Origin of the sequence: Pantoea sp. ICBG 985 (assembly GCF_002928365.1) — a bacterium.
GTDB lineage: Bacteria > Pseudomonadota > Gammaproteobacteria > Enterobacterales > Enterobacteriaceae > Pantoea > Pantoea dispersa.
Map to the genome: position 1 here is coordinate 647,492 of NZ_POWM01000002.1, position 23,114 is coordinate 670,605.

The window sequence follows — 23,114 nt, forward strand, 5'->3', positions numbered from 1 at the left end:
TAAGCGTTACAGTAGGTGCCGTCCCTTACAGAGCTAACACCTTGATTGAGTGCCGGAGATAAGCGCCGGGGGGAATTTTCACAGGGCTGCAGGATGCAGCCACTGCTGAAAACCTTACAGCGGCCTGCGCGCCGCCAGCAAAAACAGCATCGGACGCTCGCGCTCCTCATCCAGCGCCGGATTCTCCGCTACCTGCTGTACATCCGGACCCCACTCATCCAGCCGTTCAATCACCAGACCGGCGGCAATCAGCGCGTTAATCCAGGTTGCCAGCTTGCGGTGCTGCTTCTTCACGCCGGCGGCAAACCAGTTGCTGATCCGTTCCCCTTCCTGCTGATACTGATTGACTGGCCAGCTGCGCTGCCCGGCATCATCGATGAACCACTCCTGCTGACGCGGAGCGGTATAAATCGGATGCTCGCATGAAAACACCAGCGCGCCGCCGGGACGTAACGCATGAAAAATCGTGGCAAACAGGGCGTCGATATGGCTGAGATAGTGTAGCGCCAGCGAACTGTACACCACATCAAAAGTGCTGCTGAGCTGCAGGGTTTCGAGGTCAGCGCGCTGGTAAGTGATGCCTGGCCGATCGGTCATGGCAGCGGCCTGCGCCAGCATTTTTTCTGACACATCCAGCCCCAGCACTTCACGCGCGCCTTGCTGCTGCGCATAACGACAAAACCAGCCGTAGCCGCAGCCCAAATCCAGCACGCGCTGGTCACGCAGTTCAGGCAGCATTGCCCGCAGCGCGGGCCACTCGGGCGCGCCGTCCAGTCCGTTGACCGAACGCGGCAGGGTGGCGTAGCCAGCAAAAAAATCGGGGTTATCGTAGATATTCTGACTCATGGCGACTCCTTTCAATAAGACGCAAAGGAGTGTAAGCGTTTAGCGCGGTATGAAACACCGCTCAGCCAACAAAAAGCAGATGCACCAGGCGCGCGAGCGACTCCAGCAGCAGCAGGCTGCCAATAAAAATCATCACGAGGATGCCAACAAACTGTTTCCGACTGCTCACGCTGATGCCTCCGCGGCTACCCCTCACCGGACTATACTTTATGCCGGGTTTACTAAACTTCCAGTCAACCGGGGCAGATTACATGTTTTATCAGACGCTGCGTGCAAATAACTGGCGCAATATTTGGGTGGTCGGTGATTTGCACGGCTGCCGCGCGCAGCTTGATGCGCAGCTGCTGCGGCAGGGCTTTGATCGGCAACAGGATCTGCTGCTATCGGTCGGGGATTTAATCGACCGCGGGCCGGACAGCCTTGGCTGTCTGCAACTGCTGGAAGAGCCGTGGTTCCGCTGCGTGCGCGGTAATCACGAGCAGATGGCACTCGATGCGCTGCAGGGCGACGATCCGATGCTGTGGATGATGAACGGCGGGGACTGGTTCTGGCAGCTGAGCGGTGCGCGGCTGATTGCCGCGCGTCATGCGCTGAAGCGCTGTGCCGAACTGCCGCTGATTTTACATCTGCAATTCGAGGAGCACGTCATCGTCATTGCTCATGCTGACTATCCTGCCAGTGCCTATGCACTGGGACAGGATGTCGACTGGCATCAGGTCGTCTGGAGCCGCGACCGGCTCGCTCGCCATCAGCGCGGTCGTTCGCAGCCGATCGCCGGTGCCAGTGCGTTCTACTTTGGCCATACGCCGCTGGAGCAGCCGCTTAACGCCGCGAATCAGCATTACATTGATACCGGCGCGGTATTTGGCAACCGGCTGACGCTGGTGCAGTTGCAGTAATGCGTGTTAGCGGAACAGCCGCCCGTCGCGCACCAGTTCACGCGGATAGCTGTTTTTGATGCGGCTTCCAACGCGTTTCGCCAGGCCCAGCGGCTGCTGCTGGTAGGTGACAATCACTTCATCACGCGCGGGCGGCGTGTCGGGATGGATATCCTGTCCGCGATACCAGCTTTCCGCCTGCGCTTCGTCCAGTTCGAACGCCAGCGCGCTGTCCGGTTGCGCCAGCGCCACCACCGCTTCATGCTGCCAGCGAAAGCCTTTCGGGAAGGTTTCCGCCAGTTTGAGACCGATACGCGAGAAACGCACTTTGCTGAGCCAGCTCTCCAGCGCCGCCGGGAACAGCCACAGCTCTTTGTCGCGCTGCCACAGCGTCAGGCTCTCATCCCAGTGCAGTCCCACCTTGTGCGCGGCCTGCGCCACCTCCGCTACCAGCTTGCGGCTGGCGGGCGAGAAGGGCAGCTTGCCGAGTTTGTAGGTCGGCGCCGGTAATGGCGGCACGCTGGCAGTTTTGCGCAGCCGCGCGACGAAAAAGCCTTCGCTGTCGAAGATATGCGGAAACACGTGCAGGAAGCCTTCCGGCGTCAGCGCGCGTTCGGCGCCAGCGAACATATCGTTGAGCGGCACAATTTCCAGCGCCTGCGGATAGCGCTGCTGCAGCCAGGCAATCACCTGCTGGTTTTCGATAGTATTAAGCGTACAGGTCGAGTAAATCAGCGTGCCGCCCGGTTGCAGCGCGTGAAAAGCGCTGTCGAGTAAATCGCGCTGGGTGGCGGCGATGGCCTCGGTGCTGGCCAGCGTCCAGTTGCGCAGCGCGTCAGCATCTTTGCGCACCACGCCTTCGCCGGAGCAGGGCGCATCCAGCAGTACGGCATCGAACTGTTCCGGCAGCGCGGCACCAAAGACGCGCCCGTCAAAATGGGTCAGCGCCACATTGCTGACGCCGCAGCGGCTGATATTGGCATGCAGCACTTTCACCCGGCTGGCGGAGTATTCATTGGCGAGGATCGCGCCCTGATTGCGCATCAGCGCGGCCATTTGCGTGGTTTTTGAGCCCGGCGCAGCGGCCACGTCCATCACCTGGCGGGCATCCGGCGCGGCGTCAAACAGCGCGGTGACCGGCAGCATTGAGCTGGCTTCCTGAATATAGAACAGACCGCTGAGGTGTTCCGCGACGCTGCCGAGCGGCAGCGATTCGTCATCACGCGCAATCCAGAAGCCTTCCCGACACCACGGAATCGGCGTCAGCTGCCAGCCGTAGCCCGCCACGCGCGTGAGAAAATCCTCCACGCTGATTTTCAGCGTATTGACGCGCAGACTGCGGCGCAGCGGCTGCTGACTGATGGCGAGAAAGCGTTCGAGTTCGGCCTCGTCGGCCAGGCTGGCGCGCATCAGCGCGAGAAAATCTTCAGGAAAACGATCGGACACGGATATCTACCGGACTAACAAAGTGAGGGCGAAGTGTAACGCCGAGCCCGGCTCAGGTACAGCCGTGCGCAATATCCCCGGCGCAAATAAGTCGGGCAGCCCGCAGGCTGCCCGTCGTCTTAGTTTGGCGACGGAATCGCCGTGCCCCAGTTGCGCCACTCTTTTGGCGCTTCATCCTGCAGCAGGAAGTGCTTGTCGGCACCGGCCTGCGGCGCCAGCGGCACCGTTGGTGGTGTGGCAAACTGGATGCCGCCGCGAATGAACTGCTGGAAGGTGCCGGTTTTCACCACGCCGCCAATCAGACCAAAGTCGAGGTTATAACCGGAGGCCAGCCAGAACACCGAGTTGTTACGCACCAGATGCTGATACTTTTTGCTGATGCGCAGCGCGATTTGCACGCGGTCGGCCATGTTACCCAGCGAAGTGCCGGTGACCGTGCCGACTTCTACACCGCGGAACAGCACCGGCGTGCCAATCGACAGCGAACCGGCTTCGGTGGTATCCACATAGATGTTCAGCCCGTTAAGGTAACGCGAATCGGTAATGGTGCTCTCCTGCAGTTCAAAGCTGCGCGCCAGCGCGCCTTTGCCCGGGTCCACGTTCACATACGGCTGCAGCAGCGTTTCCAGGTGATTAACGCCGGCGGGCGAAATCTCCGGCGAGACAACAGAGAAGCGGCTGCCGATGCGCGCGAAGTCCTGCACATACTCCGGATAGAGCACCGCTTTCGCCACCACCTGGTTGTTATCCTGGCTCAGCGCCAGCGACTCCACCTGACCGACGTTGATGCCGAGGTAGCGGATTGGCATGCCTGCCGACAGTTTGCTGGCATCAAAGGTGTGCAGGGTAATCTGGCTGCCCACCGCACGCGCGGCGGTTTCAGACGGATAGAGCACGCGCTTAGCGCCTTTCGCCGCCTGCGCGCCCGTCAGGTTATCAAAGCTGATTGCGCCTTTCAGCGCGCGGTTCAGCGGTGAAGCCTGCACGGTCAGACCGCTGCCGTTAAGCTGGACTTTGGCACCGCCTTCGGCCCAGAACACGCTTTCGCTGGTCAGCAGCTTGCGATACTGCGGCTGGATATGGACCGAAATCTCAAACGCATCGGCGCGCGGCACCACATCCACCACTTCACCGACCTGAAACTTGCGGTACAGCACCACCGAGCCGGCCTGTACATCCGGCAGGCTGTTGGCGGTCAGTTTGAGCGTGGTCGGCGGCTGATCGCCGGTAATGCCTTCCGCCGCGCGCTCTGAGTCGGCGTACAGCGGATAGCGGCTGGACGGCTGACCTTTCGCACCCGGCACCAGCCGGATACCGCCGTCGACCCATTCGCGCGCGCTGGCACCCAGCACCTGCATGCCGTCGAGGCCAAATTTAACGTCGAGACGGCTGTTAACGATGAACTTACTGTCGGCGTGCACCAGCTGGCGATGCTCCGGATTGATGGCCGCCACAAAGCTGATGCCGTTTTCATCCAGCCGGCGCGAAATCACCTGGCCGATCTTCACGCCATACAGCATCACCGGCTGTCCGGCGTCGATACCGTAGGTTTCCGGCGCGCTGAGCTGAACGGTAAGCACATCCGGCTTCTGCAACAGCGTTTCGCTGGCTGGCAGCACGCTGAAGTGATCCTGCGGCTCACCTTCGCCCGGGACCAGTTCCAGCGTATTGCCGGTCAGCAGGCTGCTCAGGCTGGTGTCGGTCAGGCTGAGTTTCGGCGCGCGCATCTCAATCCGCGTGCCGCTGCGCATCAGGCCGGTGACGGAGGGATCGATCGTCAGCTCACCGGACACTTTGCCGCCCGGCAGCAGCGTCAGTCTGGTCAGGGTGCCCACTTCCAGCCCCTGATACATCAGCGGCGTGCTGTCGGCTTTCAGGTTGTCGCCGTTGGGCAGATCGAGCGAAATCAGCACGCCGCGCTGGCTATGTGCCAGATCCGAATAGAGCTGATAGTTTTGATCGCTGTTGGCCTGTTCGCCGCTGTCCGGTGAGTCAAAGGCAATTGCGCCATTCACCAGCGCGGCCAGGCTCTCCAGCTTCACTTTGGCGCCGCTCAGGCTGACATCGGCGTCAACGCCCGACACATTCCAGAAGCGGCTCTGTTTTTTTACCAGGTTGGTAAAGCGCCGCTCAATCAGCACATCGATGGTCACGCCATCGGTATTACCGTTAATGCTGTAGTCATAGACGCGGCCGACCGGAATTTTACGGTAATAGACCAGCGAACCGGTGTTGAGCGATCCGAGATCGGGCGCGTGCAGGTGAATCAGCAGTTCGCCGGTGTTTACCCGGTATTTCGGCTGGGTATCCAGCGCGGTGAAGTGATCGCGCTCTTTGCCGTCGCCGGGCATCATGCCGATGTAGTTACCGCCCACCAGCGCATCCAGCCCGGAGACGCCCGCCAGCGAGGCTTTTGGCGTCACCAGCCAGAACTGGGTGTTCTCCCGTAGCGCATCGCGCATGTCGCTCTTGATGCTGGCTTTGATCTGAATGCTGCGATAGTCATCGCTCAGCACAATGCCCTGCACGGTGCCCACTTCCACGCCCTGATAGCGAATCGGCGTGCGGCCCGGCACGATGCCGTCCGCGGTCTGGAAGTTGATGGTGATGGTGGTGCCGCGCTCCTGATAATTGGTCCATAACAGCCAGCCGGCAATCAGCAGGGCGATAATGGGCAAAAGCCAGAACGGCGAAATCTTGCGTTTATTACGCAGATTAGCGCTAGTCGGTGTAGTCGGCGTTTCCTGTTGCATGTGCATCCCAGATCAGGCGGCTATCGAGCCACTCAACGGCCATAATGGTCAGGATGACTGCCGCGCCAAAGTAGAAGGCGGCAGGTCCCATGGTAAAAGCCAGCAGCTGATCACGATTGACCAGCGACATGGTTAAAGCAATGACGAACAGATCCAGCATCGACCAGCGGCCCACCCAGGTGACGGCGCGCAGCAGACGGATGCGGGTTTTCAAACCCTGTTCACACTTAAAATGGATGCTGAGCAACAGCGTCAGCATCACCAACACCTTGGTAAACGGCACCAGAATACTGGCGATAAACACCACCGCGGCCACCGGCACGTTACCGGAGGCGAGGCCAAGAATACCGGAGAAAATGGTGTCTTCGCGCCGCGCACCGTTGACGTACACCACCGAAATCGGCAGCAGGTTAGCCGGGATCAGCAGCACAATCGAGGCGATCAGCGCCGCCCAGGATTTTTGCAGGCTGTGGCGGCGGCGAAAATCGAGCGGCGTATGGCAGCGCGTGCAGCGTCCGCGTTCATCGGGCATACCGGTATGGTGGCAGTTCAGGCAAACCTGCCACCGCTCGGGCGGTTCGTGCGGCACCGACTGCGGGTAATAATGTTCCCACAGCTCCTCCACGTTGAGATGAATCAGCGTCAGCAGGCTCATAATGGTTAGCGCGATATAGGCGACCAGCCCGTAGCCGACCTCCAGCGCGGCATAATCCTGCACCTTAATCGACGCCACCGCCACGCCGACCAGATAGATATCCAGCATGACCCACTCTTTGAGCTTCTCCAGCATCAGCAGGACCGGGCGCAGGTTCATGCCGAGCGCGTGGCCAATCCACAAATAGCAGATGCCGGCCACCAGCGTCACTGGCGCGCCAATCGTGCAAAACGCCACCATGGCGGCTGTCAGCACGTTGCCCTGTTGCGCCATCTGCAGCACGCCCTCCAGCAGGCTGGCGTTGATGCGCATGCCAAGCAGGCGGATATCCACCAGCGGCAGGCTGAAGGCGAACGGCATTAGTACGATCATCGTGACGGCCATGGCGGTGAGCCGCGTCATTGACCAGTCGCGACCGTTCTGAATACGGGCATGACAGCGCGGGCAATAAGCCGACTGATGCGATTTCACATCCGGTAAGGAAAAAAGGGTATCGCATTGCGGGCAACGCTGATAACGTGCGTGGGGCAACGTCTGGCTGATGGCGTGAATTTTCATAAATGACGCAAGGGGCCCATTGTTCGTTACAGTTACCGGCATGCGCAGCAGAGCACGTCTGTCTGCATCAATCTATGGTACGAGAATAGTCTCAAGCATAGCGTGCTAAGGGTATAGTAACTAACACAATGATTCACCTTGTGGGGTTGGATTATTAGTGCTTATTTTAACAACTGAGTGACAACAAGGTCACGCCAGTGATGAGTTATGGTTAAACAATGAACAAAAAAGCCTTTTACGAGGATTTAAATCGCGATGTCCGCGCACTGTTAGCGGGCGAAACTTCTTTCCTGGCGGCGCTGGGCAACTGCAGTGCGCTGCTGTTTGAACGCCTGGAAGGGGTTAACTGGGCAGGCTTCTATTTGCTGACCGAGCCGGAGACGCTGGTGCTGGGTCCGTTCCAGGGCAAAATCGCCTGCGTACGCATTCCGGTGGGTAAAGGCGTATGTGGCACCGCGGTTGCGGAGGATAGCGTGCAGCGGGTTGAAGACGTGCACGCTTTCCCGGGGCACATTGCCTGCGACGCCGCCAGTAACGCGGAAATCGTGATTCCTCTGAAAGTGAATGGCACGATGGTCGGTGTTCTCGACATCGACAGTACGGTTTATTCTCGCTTCGATAGCGAGGATGAAGCGGGGCTGGTAGCCCTTACCGACGGGCTTTGTGCAGTGCTGGCGAACAGCGACATCGAAAAATTTCTTCAGCTGACGCGCAGCTAATCGACTGGATCACATAGCATTTGGCGATGTTGTCATTATAATGTCGCCTGTTCATGCCTGCTCTGGTCGGCAAACCCGTTGTAATCAGGAAATTTCATGGAAAATCAACCTAAGTTGAACAGCAGTAAAGAAGTCATCGCCTTTCTGGCGCAGCGTTTTCCGCACTGCTTTAGCGCCGAAGGTGAAGCGCGTCCGCTCAAAATCGGTATCTTTCAGGATCTGGTGGAGCGCGTTCAGGGCGAAAACAGCCTGAGCAAGACGCAACTGCGTTCGGCCTTACGCCTTTATACCTCAAGCTGGCGTTATCTTTACGGCATTAAAGCCGGTGCCACCCGTGTCGATCTCGACGGCAACGCCTGTGGCGTGCTGGATGAGCAGCACGTAGAACATGCGCGCAAGCAGCTGGAAGAAGCCAAAGCGCGCGTGCAGGCGCAGCGCGAGCAGCAAAAAGCGAAAAAACGTGAAGCCGGTGAAGAGACCGCTGAGCGTCGTCCGCGCAAGCCTGCTGCCCGTAAAGCGGCGGAGGGTGACGCACCGCGTAAGCCACGTCCACAGGCACCGCGTGCTGCGGCCGGTGAGCGTCAGGCTGCTCCGCGTCCACCGCGGGCAAAACCCGTCACTGACACTTCAACGTTGCAAGCGGGTCAAAACATCAAAGTCAAAGCAGGCAAAAGTGCAATGGACGCTACCATCCTGGAAATTACCAAAGATGGCGTCCGGGTCCAGCTCGCTTCCGGCCTGGCAATGATTGTGCGCGCAGAACACTTGCAGTTCTGAAACGGAGGCCCGACCCTGGCATGAACAGCATTTTTAAGATCGGTATGATCGCGGGCCTGCTGCTGGCAGGCCCCACCTTTGGCGCGGACAACATTACCCGCGCCGACCAGATTCCCCAGTTACACGAAGAAGCACAGCATCCTACCGTCAGTGAACGCGTCACTTCGCGTTTCACCCGCTCTCACTATCGTCAGTTCGATCTGAATCAGGATTTTTCGGCGAAAATTTTTGACCGCTACCTGAATCTGCTCGATTACAGCCATAACGTGCTGCTGGCGTCGGACGTGGCACAATTCGCCGACAAGAAAACCACGCTCGGTGATGAGCTGCGCAGCGGCAAGCTGGATGTGTTTTACGATCTCTATAATCTGGCGCAGAAGCGCCGCTTCGAGCGCTATCAGTATGCGCTCAGCGTGCTGAACCGCCCGATGAACTTCACCGGCAATGACACCATCGATATCGATCGTGCCAAAGCACCGTGGCCGAAAAGCACAGATGAGCTAAACGCGCTGTGGGATGCCAAGGTGAAGTATGACGAGCTGAGCCTGAAGCTGGCCGGGAAAGATGACAAAGAGATTCGCGAGACGCTGACCAAGCGCTACAACTTTGCCATCCGTCGTCTGGCACAAAGCAACAGCGAAGATGTGTTCCAGCTGGCTATGACCGCGTTCGCGCATGAAATCGACCCGCATACTAACTATCTGTCACCGCGCAACACCGAGCAGTTCAATACCGAAATGAGCCTGTCGCTGGAAGGTATCGGTGCCGTGCTGCAGATGGATGATGACTACACGGTGATCAACTCGATGGTCGCCGGTGGTCCGGCGGCCAAGAGCAAATCCATCAGCGTGGGCGACCGCATTGTGGGCGTCGGCCAGCCGGGCAAGCCAATGGAAGATGTGATTGGCTGGCGTCTGGATGACGTGGTGTCCAAAATTAAAGGGCCGAAGGGCAGCAAAGTGCGCCTCGAGATCCTGCCAGCCGGCAAGGGCACCAAAACCCGTACCGTGACGCTGACGCGTGAGAAAATCCGTCTGGAAGATCGCGCGGTGAAGGGCACCGTGCACAACGTCGGCAAAGAGAAAGTCGGCGTGCTGGATATCCCGGGCTTCTACGTTGGCCTGACCGATGATGTGAAAGTGCAGCTGCAGAAACTGCAGAAGCAGAACGTCGACAGCATCGTCATCGATCTGCGTACCAACGGCGGCGGCGCGCTGACCGAAGCGGTATCGCTCTCCGGCCTGTTTATTCCGAGTGGTCCGGTGGTGCAGGTGCGTGACAATAATGGTCGCGTGCGTGAGGACAGCGACAACGACGGCATCGTTTACTACAAAGGTCCGCTGGTAGTGCTGGTCGATCGCTTCAGCGCCTCGGCGTCGGAAATCTTTGCCGCGGCGATGCAGGATTACGGCCGCGCCCTGATTGTCGGCGAACCGACCTTTGGTAAGGGCACGGTGCAGCAGTATCGCTCACTCAACCGCATCTACGATCAGATGCTGCGTCCGGAATGGCCGGCGCTGGGCTCAGTCCAGTACACCATTCAGAAGTTCTACCGCATCAACGGTGGCAGTACTCAGCGGAAAGGCGTCACGCCAGACCTGCTGATGCCGACCGGTGTGGAAGCGGCAGAGACCGGCGAGAAATTTGAGGATAACGCGCTGCCGTGGGACAGCATCAACGCAGCGACCTACACCAAAACCGGCGATATCACGCCGCTGGTGCCGCAGCTGACCAAAGATCACGCCGATCGCATCGCCAAAGATCGCGAGTTCCAGTACATCATGAAAGACATCGCGCGTTTCAACGCGATGAAGGACAAGCGTAACATCGTGTCGCTCAATCTGGCCCAGCGCGAGAAAGAGAACCACGAAGAAGATGCGCTGCGTCTGGAACGCATCAATGCGCGCTACCAGGCGGAAGGCAAAGCGCCGCTGAAGAGCCTGGACGATCTGCCGAAAGACTACAAAGAGCCGGATCCGTATCTGGATGAAACGGTGAAAATCGCTAACGATTTGGCCCAGCTGGAAAAAGATCAGCCAGCGCCGGCGGCAGCGAAGTAACCCTTCGGCCTGAAATCACAGCACCGCTGCGGCGGTGCTTTTTTTTGCCTGCAAATCGTCGCCCGGCAGGCTGTACCTGCTACCATTACCAAATGTAAAGTTATGTCTTTTTAGGCACTTAAAGATTAAGGTCGCTTGAAAAGCGCCACAATGGACATAGGATGTATATCCGCGCATGAGCGCGAGCACAACTGAGGAAGATTAACGTTTATGATGCGTATTGCGCTTTTCCTGGTCACCAACCTGGCGGTGATGTTGGTATTCGGACTGATTCTGAGTCTGACAGGAATCCAGTCAAGCAGTGTTCAGGGTCTGATGATTATGGCAGGTCTGTTTGGCTTTGGCGGTGCGTTTGTTTCACTGCTGATGTCCAAATGGATGGCGTTACGCTCGGTCGGCGGTGAAGTGATTGAACAACCCCGTAACGAGACGGAACGCTGGCTGATGGAAACCGTCGGCCGCCAGGCTCAGCAGGTCGGCATTGCGATGCCGCAGGTGGCGATTTACCACGCGCCCGATATCAACGCCTTTGCCACCGGCGCACGCCGTGACGCCTCGCTGGTGGCGGTCTCCACCGGTTTGCTGCAGAACATGAGCCGCGACGAAGCGGAGGCGGTGCTGGCGCACGAGATCGCCCACATCGCGAACGGTGACATGGTCACCATGACGCTGATTCAGGGTATCGTGAACACCTTCGTGATCTTCATTTCGCGTATCATTGCGCAGGTGGCGTCTGGCTTCCTGTCCGGCAACCGCGACGGTGAAGAGAGCAGCAACGGCAATCCGCTGGTCTATTTTGCCGTGGCGACAGTGCTGGAACTGGTGTTTGGTATTCTCGCCAGCATCATCACCATGTGGTTCTCGCGCCATCGCGAATTCCACGCCGACGCCGGCTCTGCGAAGCTGGTGGGGCGTGAAAAGATGATTGCCGCGCTGCAGCGCCTGAAAACCAGCTACGAACCGCAGGAACCCAGCAGCATGATGGCGTTCTGTATTAACGGTAAAGGTAAGTCGCTGAGCGAGCTGTTTATGTCGCACCCGCCGCTCGACAAGCGTATCGAAGCGCTGCGCAGCGGTGCCTACCTTAAGTAAGCCATATAGAAAATGAACAGGGCGCCTGCGGGCGCCCTTTTTTTTATGACTCTGCCGGCTGACGGCTTTGCGTCATGCGCAGCATACTGACGATCGCCGCCACGCTGGCAAAGGTCCCGGCCAGCAGCAGCGAGGCATGCGTGCCGCTGTCGTTGAACAGGTTAAACATCAGCGCCACCAGCGCGGCGCCGGTGCTTTGCCCGACCAGTCGCGCGGTGCCGAGCATGCCGCTGGCACCGCCACTGCGCTGGCGCGGAGCCGACGAGATGATGGTGTGATTGTTGGGTGACTGGAACAGCCCGAAGCCGGCACCGCACAGCATCATGCGCCAGATAATATCGGCATCCGTGGGCTGTGCAGGCAGCAGCGCCAGCAGAAACAGCCCGGCGGCAAACAGCGCCAGCCCCAGCCCACCCAGCAGCCCGGCATGAAACTTCTCGATCAGACGGCCGGCAATCGGTGCCATCACCATGGTAGCCAGCGGCCACGGCGTCAGCAGCAGACCGGTCGCGACTTCATCCCGGCCCAGTACGTTTTGCAGGAAAAACGGCAGCGACACCATCGCCAGCATTTGTGCACAGAACGAACAGATCGAGGTGCCGATCGACAACGAAAACACCGGAATGCGCAGCAAATCTACTGGCAGCAGCGGCACCGGCATCGCCAGCTGACGCCGCACAAACACCACGCCGATCAGCAGCAGCGCCAGCAGCATACCCGCAATCAGCCAGCCATTTTCTCCCTGCGCGAAGCCGGTCAGCGCTGAAATCAGCAGGCCGAAAAACAGCGCATTCATGATGGCGCTCGGCACATCAAATTTCTGCTGCTTCGCTTTCTGCGTGTTATCCGGCAGGAAGCGCAGCGCCAGCCACAGCGCCACCACACCGAGTGGCACGTTGATCAGGAACAGCCATTTCCAGCTGGCGATGGAGAGAATCGCGGCCGCCACCGTGGGACCGGCGGCGCTGGAAACGGCCACGATCAGCGAGTTGATGGCCATGCCGCGTCCCAGGAAGCGCTGCGGGTAAATAATACGGATTAGCGCAGTGTTGACGCTCATCAGCGCCGCACCGCCGAAGCCCTGCAGCACGCGCGCCACGGTGAGCATATTCAGCGAAGAGGAAAGGGCGCAGAACAGCGAGGTGAATACAAACAGCACCAGCCCGACCTGATAGACGCGCCGGTAGCCGAACATATCGCCAAGAAACGACAGCGACAGCAGCGAAATCACGATAGCGATTTGATAGGCGTTGACGATCCAGATCGATTCCGCCGGGCTGGCGTTCAGCTCACGCGCAATGGTCGGCAGCGCCACGTTGGCAATCGCGCCGTCCAGCACCGCCATCATGATGCCAAGCGCAATGGTAATTATCGCGCCGTAACGCTGTGGAACGGGTAATCCATCCTGAGACACGGTAGGAGACATAAACAGAGAGAAGTGAAGTAAGTGAATATCATCATGCTAATCAATTTTCTGCCTGAAATCACCGCATTAATGGACAAAAATTACAAGTGGATGTGTCGTTGCCGCCGTCCGGCTGTAACCTCTATACTGGCGTTTTTTGCAAAAGCGTTAAGGAAGTCCCGCATGGCGAGCCGCGATAACGATAAACAGCCGGATGCCGTTTCATCGGTGATGAAAGTGTTTGGCATTCTGCAGGCGCTGGGTGAAGAGCGCGATCACGGCATCACCGAGCTTTCGCAGCGGGTTATGATGTCGAAAAGCACGGTCTACCGCTTTCTGCAGACCATGAAATCACTCGGCTACGTGGCGCAGGAGGGCGAGAGCGAAAAATATTCGCTGACGCTCAAACTGTTTGAACTTGGCGCGCACGCGCTGCAGAACGTGGATTTGATTCGCAGCGCCGATGTGGAGATGCGCGAACTGTCGCGCCAGACCAAAGAGACCATTCATCTCGGCGCGCTGGAAGAAGACAGCATCGTCTATATCCATAAGATTGACTCGCTGTATAACCTGCGCATGTATTCGCGCATCGGCCGGCGTAATCCGCTGCATAGTACCGCCATCGGCAAAGTGCTGCTGGCGTGGCGTGAGCGCGCGGAGGTGAACGACATTCTGCGTGAAGTGGAATTCCGTCGCAGCACCGCTAACACTATCGTCAACGCGCAGGCGCTACTGCCGGTGCTGGATCAGGTCAGGCAACAGGGCTTTGGTGAGGATAATGAAGAGCAGGAAGCGGGGATTCGCTGTCTGGCGGTACCGGTGTTTGATCGCTTCGGCGTGGTGATTGCCGGCATGAGTCTCTCTTTTCCGACGGTGCGCTTCTCCGAACCGGCAAAAAAAGAGTATGTGGCGATGCTGCACCGTGCCGCGCGTAAGGTGTCGGAGCAAATGGGCTATTACGACTATCCGTTCTGAATCCTGCCGGGCTGACGTGCAGCCCGGCAGGCGGCTTAACTTAGTTGTCGACCACTTCGCCGCTTTTCTTCAGCAGTGGACAATCGGTAACGCCAACAATGCCGCTGTCGGTGTGCAGATACTGTGCGGTAATCATGCCGCGCGCGGTCAGGTAGCTGCACTGTAAGCCCAGCCCGGCTGCGTTTTTATTGCTGCCGGTTAACACGCCGTAGCCGGTAAACAGCATCGCCAGCCACAAGACAGCCAGCACCATCACCGCACGAATCAGTAGTTTCATTTTTATCTCCTTGTGTTACATAACGCAGCTGTTCCCGCATTGCTGCGAACTCTATAGTAGCAGCATGCCTCGCTTTTCTCGCCGGATCGATCAGAGATAACTGAAAGCGGCACGCAGGCGGGATAATCTGCTTTATCTCCGCCACCATATCTTTTCCGCACGCAACGAGTAGAATCAGCGGCGATGTACCTGAATGATGTTTGAGGATTGATGCAGTTATGAACGAATTAGCCGCCAGTACCGGTCCGCTGTTTAACTATGGCGTGCTGGCCATCATTGTGGTTGTGGCCTTTATTGCCTGGTTTTTTGTTAACCGGGCCAGCGTGCGCGCCAGTGAACAGCTTCAGCTGCTGGAAGCGCTGCTGGAAGAGCAAAAGAAACAGAACGCGCTACTGCGCCGTATCGCTGAGGCGCAGCCGGTGGCCGAAAAAGCGCAGGATGAGCAGGATACCGGGGACAAGCGCGACTTTATTCGCCTGATCCCGGAACGTTAAGCACACAACGGAGAGGCCATGGCCTGGCAAAATCCCTGGTATGACGCTTCGCTGGCCCATCATACGCCGCACGGCTTTCGTAACCCGGAAGAGGAGTTACGTCAGCCTGGCGATCTACAGCGCTGGCGGCGTGAGCGTAAGCAGCAGAATCTGCCGCTGCCACCGCAGTCCGGCTATGCGGCCTTTACCGCCAGCTGGTGCCAGCTGGCCGACCTGAGCGGTGAAGATGACCGTGTCTGGTGGCTGGGCCATGCCGCGCTCCTGCTGCGTCTCAATCAGCGTTATATTTTGATCGACCCGGCGCTGTCGGCACGCGCCTCGCCGTTGCCGTTTGCCGGGCCGCAGCGTAAAACCCCGGCGCCGCTCAGCGTGGCGCAGCTGCCGCATCTTGATTATGTGCTGATCTCGCATAACCATTACGACCACCTTGATCGGCCTACGGTAAAACGCATCGCCCGCCGCTTTCCTGCCGCGCACTTTCTGGTGCCGCTGGGGATGGCCGACTGGTGTCGCCGGCGTGGCGTGCGCACCGTCACCGAACTGGACTGGTGGCAGCAGGTGCACCTGGACGACATCAGCTTCACAGCCGTTCCCGCGCGCCACTGGAGCATGCGCACCTTCTGGGATCGCAACCGGTCGCTGTGGTGCGGCTGGGTAGTGCATAATGCGCCGCTCAATTTCTGGTTCTCCGGCGATAGCGGCTACAGCGATAATCTCTCTGCCATCGCGCAGCGTCTGGGGCCGTTTAATCTGGCTGCGTTACCGATAGGTGCCTATGCACCAAAATGGTTCATGCGCGGCCAGCACATGGACCCGGATCAGGCGGTACAGCTCTGGCAGCAGATAGGGCGACCGCTGGCGATTCCCATTCACTGGGGCGTATTTGAGCTGGCGGACGAATCGCTTGACGATCCGCCGACGGTGCTGGCGCAAGCCTTGCAGCAGGCGGGCGAGGTGGATGCGCCTTTTGCCCCATGGCGAATTGGCGAGAGCCGCAGCCTGATGAATTACGATTAAGATTTATCCTAAGCCATTTTTGTTAAATGCCAGCGGCTTCCGCGCTTTTTAACATTTAATTGTTGGGTGTTTAGAAAAAAATGAGATAAATGCCAGCGTGCAGTCTGCTTATATTTGGGGCAACGGCGATTATATTTTCCTGATTTTGGTGCAAAACTATTTTTAACTTGTACTGCCAGCAATTTATTGTACAAGATTTGAGCGCTACGCAGTTTATGTTGCTCATTGCACAACGGCCAGTGAAATAGCTTATCTGTGCCATATTAATGCAATATTTTTTGCCTAAACTTATTCGGTTTAAATGTGAAAAAGCAGCGTTTAGCGCTTCGCTTGACGAAACGCGAGTCTGGCGCTAACTATACTGACGCATAGACTTTTTTTGCACACGCTGAGGCGTTGCTGTCAATAACGTTATCCACCTTTCGCTGCCGGTTTCAGGCAATTATGTGCGGCATGTCGATCACTGTTTAAAAATGGCTTGCCATTAATTAGCGGATATGTGATAACGAATCGTGGGTCAAACGAGGTACAGTTCTGTTTATGTATGGCATCTTCAGTAAAGAAGTTACGAGTAAAGACGTTGACGTTGAATACCGCTTCCTTGCCGAACCTTAAATTAGTGCCTCATTCAGTAATGTCTCTGGTTTCTCTGTAAGACTGCCTGCGGGCAATATAAACACTCTAAGGAATTTGCAAAAATGGCAAAGATTAAAGGTCAGGTTAAGTGGTTCAACGAGTCTAAAGGTTTTGGTTTTATTACTCCTGCTGACGGCAGCAAAGACGTGTTCGTTCACTTCTCTGCTATCCAGGGCAACGGTTTTAAAACCCTGGCCGAAGGTCAACAAGTTGAGTTTGAAATTCAGGACGGCCAGAAAGGCCCGGCAGCAGTTAACGTTACTGCTATCTGATTTCGCTCTCAGGCTCGGTGTCATGCACCGCTGAATCGAATCTTAAAAGCCCTGCTCAATGAGCGGGGCTTTTCTTTATCCTTTCTGTTACCGGATGATCAGGGTAAACTGCGCCGCGAATCGCTAACCCGGAGTTATCTATGTCGTTGATTTGCCCACTTTGCCACCTCGCTTTGCACCTGCACGCCAGCAGTTATCGCTGTGCGTCCGGTCATCAGTTCGATCGGGCGAAAGAGGGGTACGTCAACCTGCTGCCGGTGCAGCACAAAGGTTCACGGGAACCGGGCGACAGCGCAGAGATGCTTCAGGCGCGCCGGGCCTTTCTGGATGCCGGACACTATCAGCCGCTGCGCGATCGGGTGGCGCAACGTCTGGCTCAGCCGCTCACGAACCGGCCCGCGCAGCTGCTGGATATCGGCTGTGGCGAAGGCTATTACACCGCCGCCCTGGCTGCCGCGTTGCCCGACAGCCATCTGTACGGTCTGGATGTGGCCAAAGCCGCGGTGCGCATGGCGGCAAAGCGCTATCGCGCGGTTAACTTTTGTGTCGCCTCCAGCCAGCGCCTGCCGTTTGCCGATGGTTCACTGGACGCCATCGTGCGCATTTACGCGCCCTGTAACGAGCAGGAGCTGAGCCGCGTTATCAGGCCCGGCGGCTATTTGCTGACGGTGACGCCGGGGCCGCACCATCTGCAGCAGTTTAAGGCGTTGATCTATCGTGAAGTGCAGCTGCATACGGCGGAAGAGAAAAACTATGCGGGATTTGAGCAGATCGATCAGCAAAACCTCCACTACACGATGACGCTGAACGGGGCGGAAGCGGTGAGCCTGCTGCAGATGACCCCCTTTGCCTGGCGTGCGCGTGAAGCGGTGTGGCAGCAGCTGGCCTCCAGCGCCACCTTTAGCTGTGACGCGGATTTCACCCTGACGCTGTGGCAGCGCGTTTAACGCGCCTCCACCAGCATATGATAGATTTTCTCCAGATCGTCGAGCTGTTTCACCGCAATCAGCAGGCGACGCTGCTCCAGCTGCATCACCAGAATGCCATCCTCTGACAGGTTCATACTCTGAATACGCCGGTAATCAATCCACACGCTGGCAAAAAACAGGCCGTCATTTTTCATCAGCAGCCGCGGGCTGCGGATCCAGAACAGCCAGATAGCCATAAAGCACAGCACCATCAGCAGGGTAGTGGTGAGCTGCGGGCCATGATGGCTGACGTTGTTCCACAGCAGAATCAGTAGCAGCACGATAAAGATGCCGCTGTCGATTTTATGGCGGCGACGCAGGGTGACGCGCAGTCGGGTCGGTCCATTGCGGCGGGGCAGGATGACATCGTCGTAAATCGCAAACAGGGCGAGAGCGGCGATCAGCAGGGCAATCAGGGCGTCAGTCAGTGACATACAGGCTTCTTCCTCAACCGAAGTGACCTCAGCGTTGGCGCTCAGGTCACGCCGTTTAAAAAACGCCGGGAGTCTGACTCCCGGCGGTGAGATTAGAGACCGAGCAGGCCGATCCAGTAACCAAAGATACCGATGGCAAAGAAGCCAACGATGATCCACAGCGCGTTAACTTTACGGCGCAGCAGCCACATACAGCCAAAGGTCAGCAGCAGTGGAATCAGGCCGGGCATCAGCTGGTCGAGAATCGACTGCACGGTGGTGACCGTGGTTTTGCCGGTCTGGTCGGTGATGCGGGATACCACCAGCGGCACGTTGACGTGTGTCCACTTGTTGACCAGCGCCCCCATGACAAACAGGCCGAGTATCGATGCCCCCTCGGTAAGTTTTTGCAGGAAGCCGCCGCCCATATCGCTGACGATATCCACCCCTTTGCGATAGCCATAGGCCACGCCGTAATAGCGGGTCAGCATACGCGCAATGTTAAACAGGAAGAAGAACAGCAGCGGACCAAGCAGGCTGCCGCTCATCGCGATACCGGCACCCAGTGCGGCGAACACCGGACGCACGGTCCCCCAGAAAATCGGGTCGCCCACGCCAGCCAGCGGACCCATCAGACCCACTTTGATCCCGTTAATAGCACCGTCATCGATCGCCGCACCGTTGGCGCGCTGCTCTTCCATGGCCATGGTCACGCCGAGCACTGGCGCTGCCACGTAAGGATGGGTGTTGAAGAACTCAAGGTGACGCTTAATCGCCTGCTTGCGCTCGTCGTTGTTTTCCGGATACAGGCGACGGATCACCGGCACCATTGAGAAGCAGAAGCCCAGCGCCTGCATGCGTTCAAAGTTCCACGACCCCTGAAACAGGTTGGAGCGCAGGAACACACCGCGCACGTCACCGGGGGTGAGTTTCTTTGGAGTATTGGTTGTATCTACCATGATGTCACCTGTTCCTAGTCGAGTTCGTTGTCGAGGTCGTTGTTAGCCGGGCCCGCCGAGGCGGCGCCTGCAACGCGGTTGTATTTTGGCGCCAGCTGGATGTACAGCACCGCCATTACCACGCCAATCACGCCCAGCGCCACCAGGTTAAAGTTGGTGAACGCGGCGGTGACAAAGCCAAGATAGAAGAACGGCATCAGGTAACCGGCACGCATCATGTTGATGACCATCGCGTAACCGACCACCACGATCATGCCGCCGGCGATATTCAGACCATTGGTGACCACTTCCGGAATCGAACTCAGCAGGCTGTGTACCGCGCTGGTACCGACCGAGACCGCCACAATCAGCGCCGGGATAGCGATACGCATCGCCTGCAGCAGCAGGGCAGAGACGTGGATCCACGAAATCGCCGTCAGGTTGCCTTTCTCCGCAGCTTTATCCGCAGCGTGCTGGAAGGCGACAGTGATGGTACGCACGATGATGGTCAGCACCTGACCAGCTGCGGCCAGCGGGATGGCCAGCGCAATACCGGCACCGACGCTTTGACCGCCGGCAATGACCAGAATGGTGGAGATGATGGAAGCCAGCGCCGCATCCGGTGCCACTGCCGCACCGATGTTCATCCAGCCCAGCGCGATCATCTCCAGCGTACCGCCGATGATGATGCCGGTTTTCATATCACCCAGTACTGCACCAATCAGGGTACAGGCCACCAGCGGCCGGTGGAACTGGAACTCATCGAGAATCGATCCCATCCCGGCAATACAGGCCACAATAAATATCAACACTATTTGTAGCGAGGTTATTTCCATTGCATTTTTCCTCAGCAAGATCAGAACTTTTTGCCCACGCGCGCAGGCACAGGCGAATCAGGCATTGACCTTCGCAATCAGGTCCATCATTTTCAGTTTCGGGTCGTTGGAGACTTTACGCACTTCCAGTTCGATACCGCGCTCATTCAGCTTGCGGAAGGCAGCGATGTCCTTCTCATCCACCGACACCGCGTTATTAACCTGCGTTTTCCCCTGACGGAAGGCCATGCCGCCGATATTCACTGACTTGATATCCACGCCTTGCTCCACCACGCGCTCAACATCGGTCGGATTGGTAAACAGCAGCATCACGCGATCGGAACCGTACTTCGGGTTGTTCCACACGCGGATCATCTTGGCGATATCCACCACGTGGGCGGTTACGCCCGGCGGCGCCACCTGAGTCAGCAGGGTTTTGCGTACGTGATCGTTGGCCACTTCATCACTGACGACGATGATGCGCGTCACGTTGGTCTCTTTGGTCCAGCGCGTGGCCACCTGGCCGTGGATCAGACGGTCATCGATACGGGCCAGGCCAATTTTCATGTGCTCGCCCGGCGCCAGCGGTTTCTGCGGCTGGGCAGGGGCTTTCGGGGCGAGCGCTGCCGCTGCCGGCGCGGCGGATTCGGTTTTGAGCGCTTTCACCCCCTCGCGGCCGGCCTCGACGGCAATATGGATCAGCTCTTCCAGCGATGGATCGTCATCGCGCCCCATCAGGGTTTCCACCAGCATGGGAATGTTGACCCCGGCAATAACGTCATAGCCCGGTTTATCCACCACGATGCGGCTGGCGGCGTTAAACGGGCTGCCGCCCCAGGTGTCCACCAGAAACAGCACGCCTTTCGACGTGTCGAGTCGGGCGAGCTGTGCCTGATATTTTTCGATTAGCGTTTCTGCATTTTCGCCGGGTACGAAATCAATCCATCCGACATTTTCCTGCTCGCCCAACAGCATTTCTGCTGTTTTAAGCAGCTGTTCTGCCGCCCAGCCATGTGTACCAATTACAAGCGCAATGGTCACTTGCTACCTCCGTTCGCATGAGAGTTCCCGACCATGGCCGGGAATCATTGAGAATTACCGTTGTTATTTTCTGTGGATCGCCCGGGACTAAATTGAAGAAAGTCATCAGGAAAAGGCCCAAAACATTCCGCGATACAGCAGTAAGGTCGCGATTTATTTTAGTGAGCGAAAAAATAAAATATGTGACGTTGCTCTGCTATTCGGAGCGTACCGGCGGCAACGGGCATTTTTATGGCAGTTTCTTGCGCTGGCGCAGTTATTTGTAAATGTAAGAAAATTTTTTGACGTTATTGATGTAACTGATACATTAGCTTTCTGTTTATTACTCAGGAGTACCGGGCTTTAGCTCACCTATATGGACCGTCACCGACGTCGCTTCACTTGTTCCCCGCGCTGCTCAGCGCGCACCCTGACACCTGCCGGTGTTGCCTCATCCGTTAACGCTCTCTCGTCTCGCCTTCCGGCGCAGGCTCAGTCGCGTTCGCCCTTACGTTTAGCAAGGAGTCATTGATGGAATTTCTCTTCGACCCCTCAATCTGGGCGGGTTTACTGACGCTGATCGTGCTGGAGATTGTGCTCGGCATCGACAACCTGGTGTTTATCGCCATTCTTGCCGACAAGCTGCCACCGAAACAGCGCGATAAAGCGCGCCTGATTGGTCTGTCGCTGGCGCTGGTGATGCGCCTCGGCCTGCTGTCGCTGATCTCCTGGATGGTGACGCTGACGCGACCCCTATTCAGCGTAGGCGATTTCAGCTTTTCCGGACGAGATTTAATTCTGTTGATTGGTGGTTTGTTCCTGTTGTTTAAGGCCACCATGGAACTGCACGAGCGGCTGGAAAACCGTGGCATGGAGCATCAGGGCAACAAAGCCTATGCCAGCTTCTGGGCGGTCGTGACGCAGATTGTGGTGCTGGACGCGGTGTTTTCCCTGGATGCGGTGATTACCGCCGTCGGTATGGTGAACCATCTGCCGGTGATGATGACGGCAGTGGTGATTGCCATGGGCGTGATGCTGCTGGCCTCAAAACCGCTGACCCGCTTCGTCAACGCGCACCCAACGGTGGTGGTGCTGTGTCTGAGCTTCCTGCTGATGATTGGTCTGTCGCTGGTGGCGGAAGGCTTTGGTTTCCATATTCCGAAAGGCTATCTGTACGCGGCAATTGGCTTCTCGATTCTGATCGAGCTGTTCAACCAGATTGCGCGCCGGAACTTTATCCGTCATCAGGCGCACCGCCCGATGCGTGAACGTACCGCCGAAGCGATTCTGCGTCTGATGGGCGGGCGTCAGCGTAACCAGCCGGCGCATACCGAAGAAGCGTCGCTGACCGAAGCGATGCCGCAGGAAGCGTTTAAAGACGAAGAGCGTTACATGATTAACGGCGTGCTGACGCTGTCACAGCGTTCGATTCGCAGCATCATGACGCCGCGCGGCGATATCTCTTGGGTTGACGTCTCGCGTCCGCTGGATGAGATCCGCATTCAGCTGCTGGATACGCCTCACAGTTTGTTCCCGGTGTGTCGCGGCGAGCTGGATGAGATCATCGGCGTGGTGCGCGCGAAAGAGCTGCTGGTGGCGCTGGAGCACGGTATGGATGTCGCGACCTTCGCGGCCAACACGCCGCCGATTGTGGTACCGGAAACGCTGGATCCGATCAACCTGCTGGGCGTATTGCGTCGCGCTAAAGGGAGCTTCGTCATCGTTACCAACGAATTTGGTGTGGTACAGGGCCTGATTACGCCGCTGGACGTGCTGGAAGCGATTGCCGGTGAGTTCCCGGACGAAGACGAAACGCCGGATGTGGTGGCGGATGGCGACGGCTGGCTGGTGAAGGGCGGTACCGATCTGCACTCGCTGCAGCAGCTGCTCGACCACCATGAGCTGGTCGATCCGGATGAAGATCACGCGTCGCTGGCCGGCCTGCTGATTGAGCAGAAGGGACAGCTGCCGCTGCCGGGCGAGATTATCGATTTGCCACCGCTGCACTTCCAGATTATCGAAGCCACGGATTACCGTATCGATCTGGTGCGCGTCACCAAAGACAAGCCGCACCATGACGAGGAAGAGGGCGACGCCTGA

22 protein-coding genes are annotated in these 23,114 nt (G+C 57.8%); 12 read left to right on the forward strand and 10 right to left on the reverse strand.

Translation table 11 applies throughout. The features are described from left to right. Positions 1-114: 114 nt before the first annotated feature. A complete protein-coding gene (locus tag C1Y42_RS09045) occupies positions 115-846 on the reverse strand; it encodes a trans-aconitate 2-methyltransferase (protein ID WP_058774587.1) in 732 nt (243 codons plus the stop codon). A gap of 251 nt (positions 847-1,097) precedes the next feature. Between C1Y42_RS09045 and C1Y42_RS09050 the strand changes: the two genes are divergently transcribed. Beyond that, positions 1,098-1,745 carry a metallophosphoesterase gene (locus tag C1Y42_RS09050; protein ID WP_058774588.1) on the forward strand — a complete coding sequence of 216 codons (648 nt, stop codon included), beginning with the start codon at positions 1,098-1,100 and terminating at the stop codon, positions 1,743-1,745. A gap of 6 nt (positions 1,746-1,751) precedes the next feature. Here C1Y42_RS09050 and rsmF read toward each other — a convergent pair whose 3' ends face one another. The 3 genes from rsmF to yebS form a co-directional block, all read right to left on the reverse strand. Next, complete coding sequence (gene rsmF / locus C1Y42_RS09055) at positions 1,752-3,176, reverse strand: 16S rRNA (cytosine(1407)-C(5))-methyltransferase RsmF (RefSeq protein ID WP_104093228.1); 1,425 nt, start codon at positions 3,174-3,176, stop codon at positions 1,752-1,754. A gap of 113 nt (positions 3,177-3,289) precedes the next feature. Further along, positions 3,290-5,923 carry a PqiB family protein gene (locus C1Y42_RS09060; RefSeq protein ID WP_104093229.1) on the reverse strand — a complete coding sequence of 878 codons (2,634 nt, stop codon included), beginning with the start codon at positions 5,921-5,923 and terminating at the stop codon, positions 3,290-3,292. Next, on the reverse strand, positions 5,892-7,136 hold the full coding sequence (gene yebS / locus C1Y42_RS09065) for a membrane integrity lipid transport subunit YebS (RefSeq protein ID WP_058771236.1): 1,245 nt from the start codon (positions 7,134-7,136) through the stop codon (positions 5,892-5,894). Before yebS ends, C1Y42_RS09060 begins: the two co-directional genes overlap by 32 nt. Before the next feature lie 218 nt (positions 7,137-7,354). Here yebS and C1Y42_RS09070 point away from each other — a divergent pair, with 218 nt between their 5' ends. The 4 genes from C1Y42_RS09070 (at position 7,355) to htpX (ending at position 11,784) form a co-directional block, all read left to right on the forward strand. After that, the gene (locus C1Y42_RS09070; protein ID WP_058774590.1) at positions 7,355-7,855 is read left to right on the forward strand and encodes a GAF domain-containing protein; all 501 of its coding nucleotides are present in this window, start codon (positions 7,355-7,357) and stop codon (positions 7,853-7,855) included. A 96-nt stretch (positions 7,856-7,951) separates the two neighbouring features. Further along, entirely contained in the window at positions 7,952-8,632 is a 681-nt protein-coding gene (gene proQ, locus C1Y42_RS09075) for an RNA chaperone ProQ (RefSeq protein WP_010616374.1), read from the forward strand. 20 nt (positions 8,633-8,652) lie between these two features. Further along, positions 8,653-10,692: a carboxy terminal-processing peptidase gene (gene prc / locus C1Y42_RS09080; protein ID WP_104093230.1), complete on the forward strand. Its 2,040-nt coding sequence runs from the start codon at positions 8,653-8,655 to the stop codon at positions 10,690-10,692. A gap of 210 nt (positions 10,693-10,902) precedes the next feature. After that, positions 10,903-11,784, forward strand: coding sequence for a protease HtpX (htpX, locus tag C1Y42_RS09085; RefSeq protein WP_021510018.1), 882 nt, complete (start codon positions 10,903-10,905; stop codon positions 11,782-11,784). Positions 11,785-11,827: 43 nt separating this feature from the next. Here htpX and C1Y42_RS09090 read toward each other — a convergent pair whose 3' ends face one another. Further along, positions 11,828-13,210, reverse strand: a complete 1,383-nt coding sequence (locus tag C1Y42_RS09090; RefSeq protein WP_058774591.1) for an MFS transporter — start codon at positions 13,208-13,210, stop codon at positions 11,828-11,830. Positions 13,211-13,372: 162 nt separating this feature from the next. Here C1Y42_RS09090 and kdgR point away from each other — a divergent pair, with 162 nt between their 5' ends. Further along, positions 13,373-14,164 (forward strand): DNA-binding transcriptional regulator KdgR, encoded by a 792-nt coding sequence (gene kdgR / locus C1Y42_RS09095; protein WP_058771238.1) that lies wholly within the window; start codon positions 13,373-13,375, stop codon positions 14,162-14,164. A 40-nt stretch (positions 14,165-14,204) separates the two neighbouring features. Here the strand turns inward: kdgR and C1Y42_RS09100 are convergent, their stop codons facing one another. After that, the gene (locus C1Y42_RS09100; protein ID WP_021510021.1) at positions 14,205-14,441 is read right to left on the reverse strand and encodes a YobH family protein; all 237 of its coding nucleotides are present in this window, start codon (positions 14,439-14,441) and stop codon (positions 14,205-14,207) included. 218 nt (positions 14,442-14,659) lie between these two features. Between C1Y42_RS09100 and C1Y42_RS09105 the strand changes: the two genes are divergently transcribed. From C1Y42_RS09105 to rlmA, 5 genes are all read left to right on the forward strand, one after another. Then, positions 14,660-14,935, forward strand: a complete 276-nt coding sequence (locus tag C1Y42_RS09105; protein WP_021510022.1) for a YebO family protein — start codon at positions 14,660-14,662, stop codon at positions 14,933-14,935. An 18-nt stretch (positions 14,936-14,953) separates the two neighbouring features. Next, entirely contained in the window at positions 14,954-15,952 is a 999-nt protein-coding gene (locus tag C1Y42_RS09110) for an MBL fold metallo-hydrolase (RefSeq protein ID WP_104093231.1), read from the forward strand. Positions 15,953-16,492: 540 nt separating this feature from the next. Continuing rightward, entirely contained in the window at positions 16,493-16,567 is a 75-nt protein-coding gene (locus C1Y42_RS23410; RefSeq protein WP_110866451.1) for a DUF2627 domain-containing protein, read from the forward strand. A gap of 83 nt (positions 16,568-16,650) precedes the next feature. Beyond that, complete coding sequence (gene cspE, locus C1Y42_RS09115) at positions 16,651-16,860, forward strand: transcription antiterminator/RNA stability regulator CspE (RefSeq protein ID WP_021510024.1); 210 nt, start codon at positions 16,651-16,653, stop codon at positions 16,858-16,860. Positions 16,861-17,000: 140 nt separating this feature from the next. Beyond that, positions 17,001-17,807, forward strand: coding sequence for a 23S rRNA (guanine(745)-N(1))-methyltransferase (rlmA, locus tag C1Y42_RS09120; RefSeq protein ID WP_104093232.1), 807 nt, complete (start codon positions 17,001-17,003; stop codon positions 17,805-17,807). Here the strand turns inward: rlmA and C1Y42_RS09125 are convergent. The 4 genes from C1Y42_RS09125 to manX all read right to left on the reverse strand — a co-directional run bounded on the left by C1Y42_RS09125 (position 17,804) and on the right by manX (position 21,035). Next, complete coding sequence (locus C1Y42_RS09125; RefSeq protein ID WP_104093233.1) at positions 17,804-18,262, reverse strand: DUF986 family protein; 459 nt, start codon at positions 18,260-18,262, stop codon at positions 17,804-17,806. The genes rlmA and C1Y42_RS09125 overlap by 4 nt on opposite strands. A 92-nt stretch (positions 18,263-18,354) precedes the next feature. Then, positions 18,355-19,200: a PTS mannose transporter subunit IID gene (locus C1Y42_RS09130; protein WP_021510027.1), complete on the reverse strand. Its 846-nt coding sequence runs from the start codon at positions 19,198-19,200 to the stop codon at positions 18,355-18,357. A gap of 14 nt (positions 19,201-19,214) precedes the next feature. Beyond that, a complete protein-coding gene (locus tag C1Y42_RS09135; RefSeq protein ID WP_031280203.1) occupies positions 19,215-20,015 on the reverse strand; it encodes a PTS mannose/fructose/sorbose transporter subunit IIC in 801 nt (266 codons plus the stop codon). 57 nt (positions 20,016-20,072) lie between these two features. Beyond that, entirely contained in the window at positions 20,073-21,035 is a 963-nt protein-coding gene (gene manX, locus C1Y42_RS09140) for a PTS mannose transporter subunit IIAB (protein ID WP_104093234.1), read from the reverse strand. 510 nt (positions 21,036-21,545) lie between these two features. On the opposite strand from manX, the gene C1Y42_RS09145 reads away from it, so the two are divergent. Then, a complete protein-coding gene (locus C1Y42_RS09145) occupies positions 21,546-23,114 on the forward strand; it encodes a TerC family protein (protein ID WP_021510030.1) in 1,569 nt (522 codons plus the stop codon).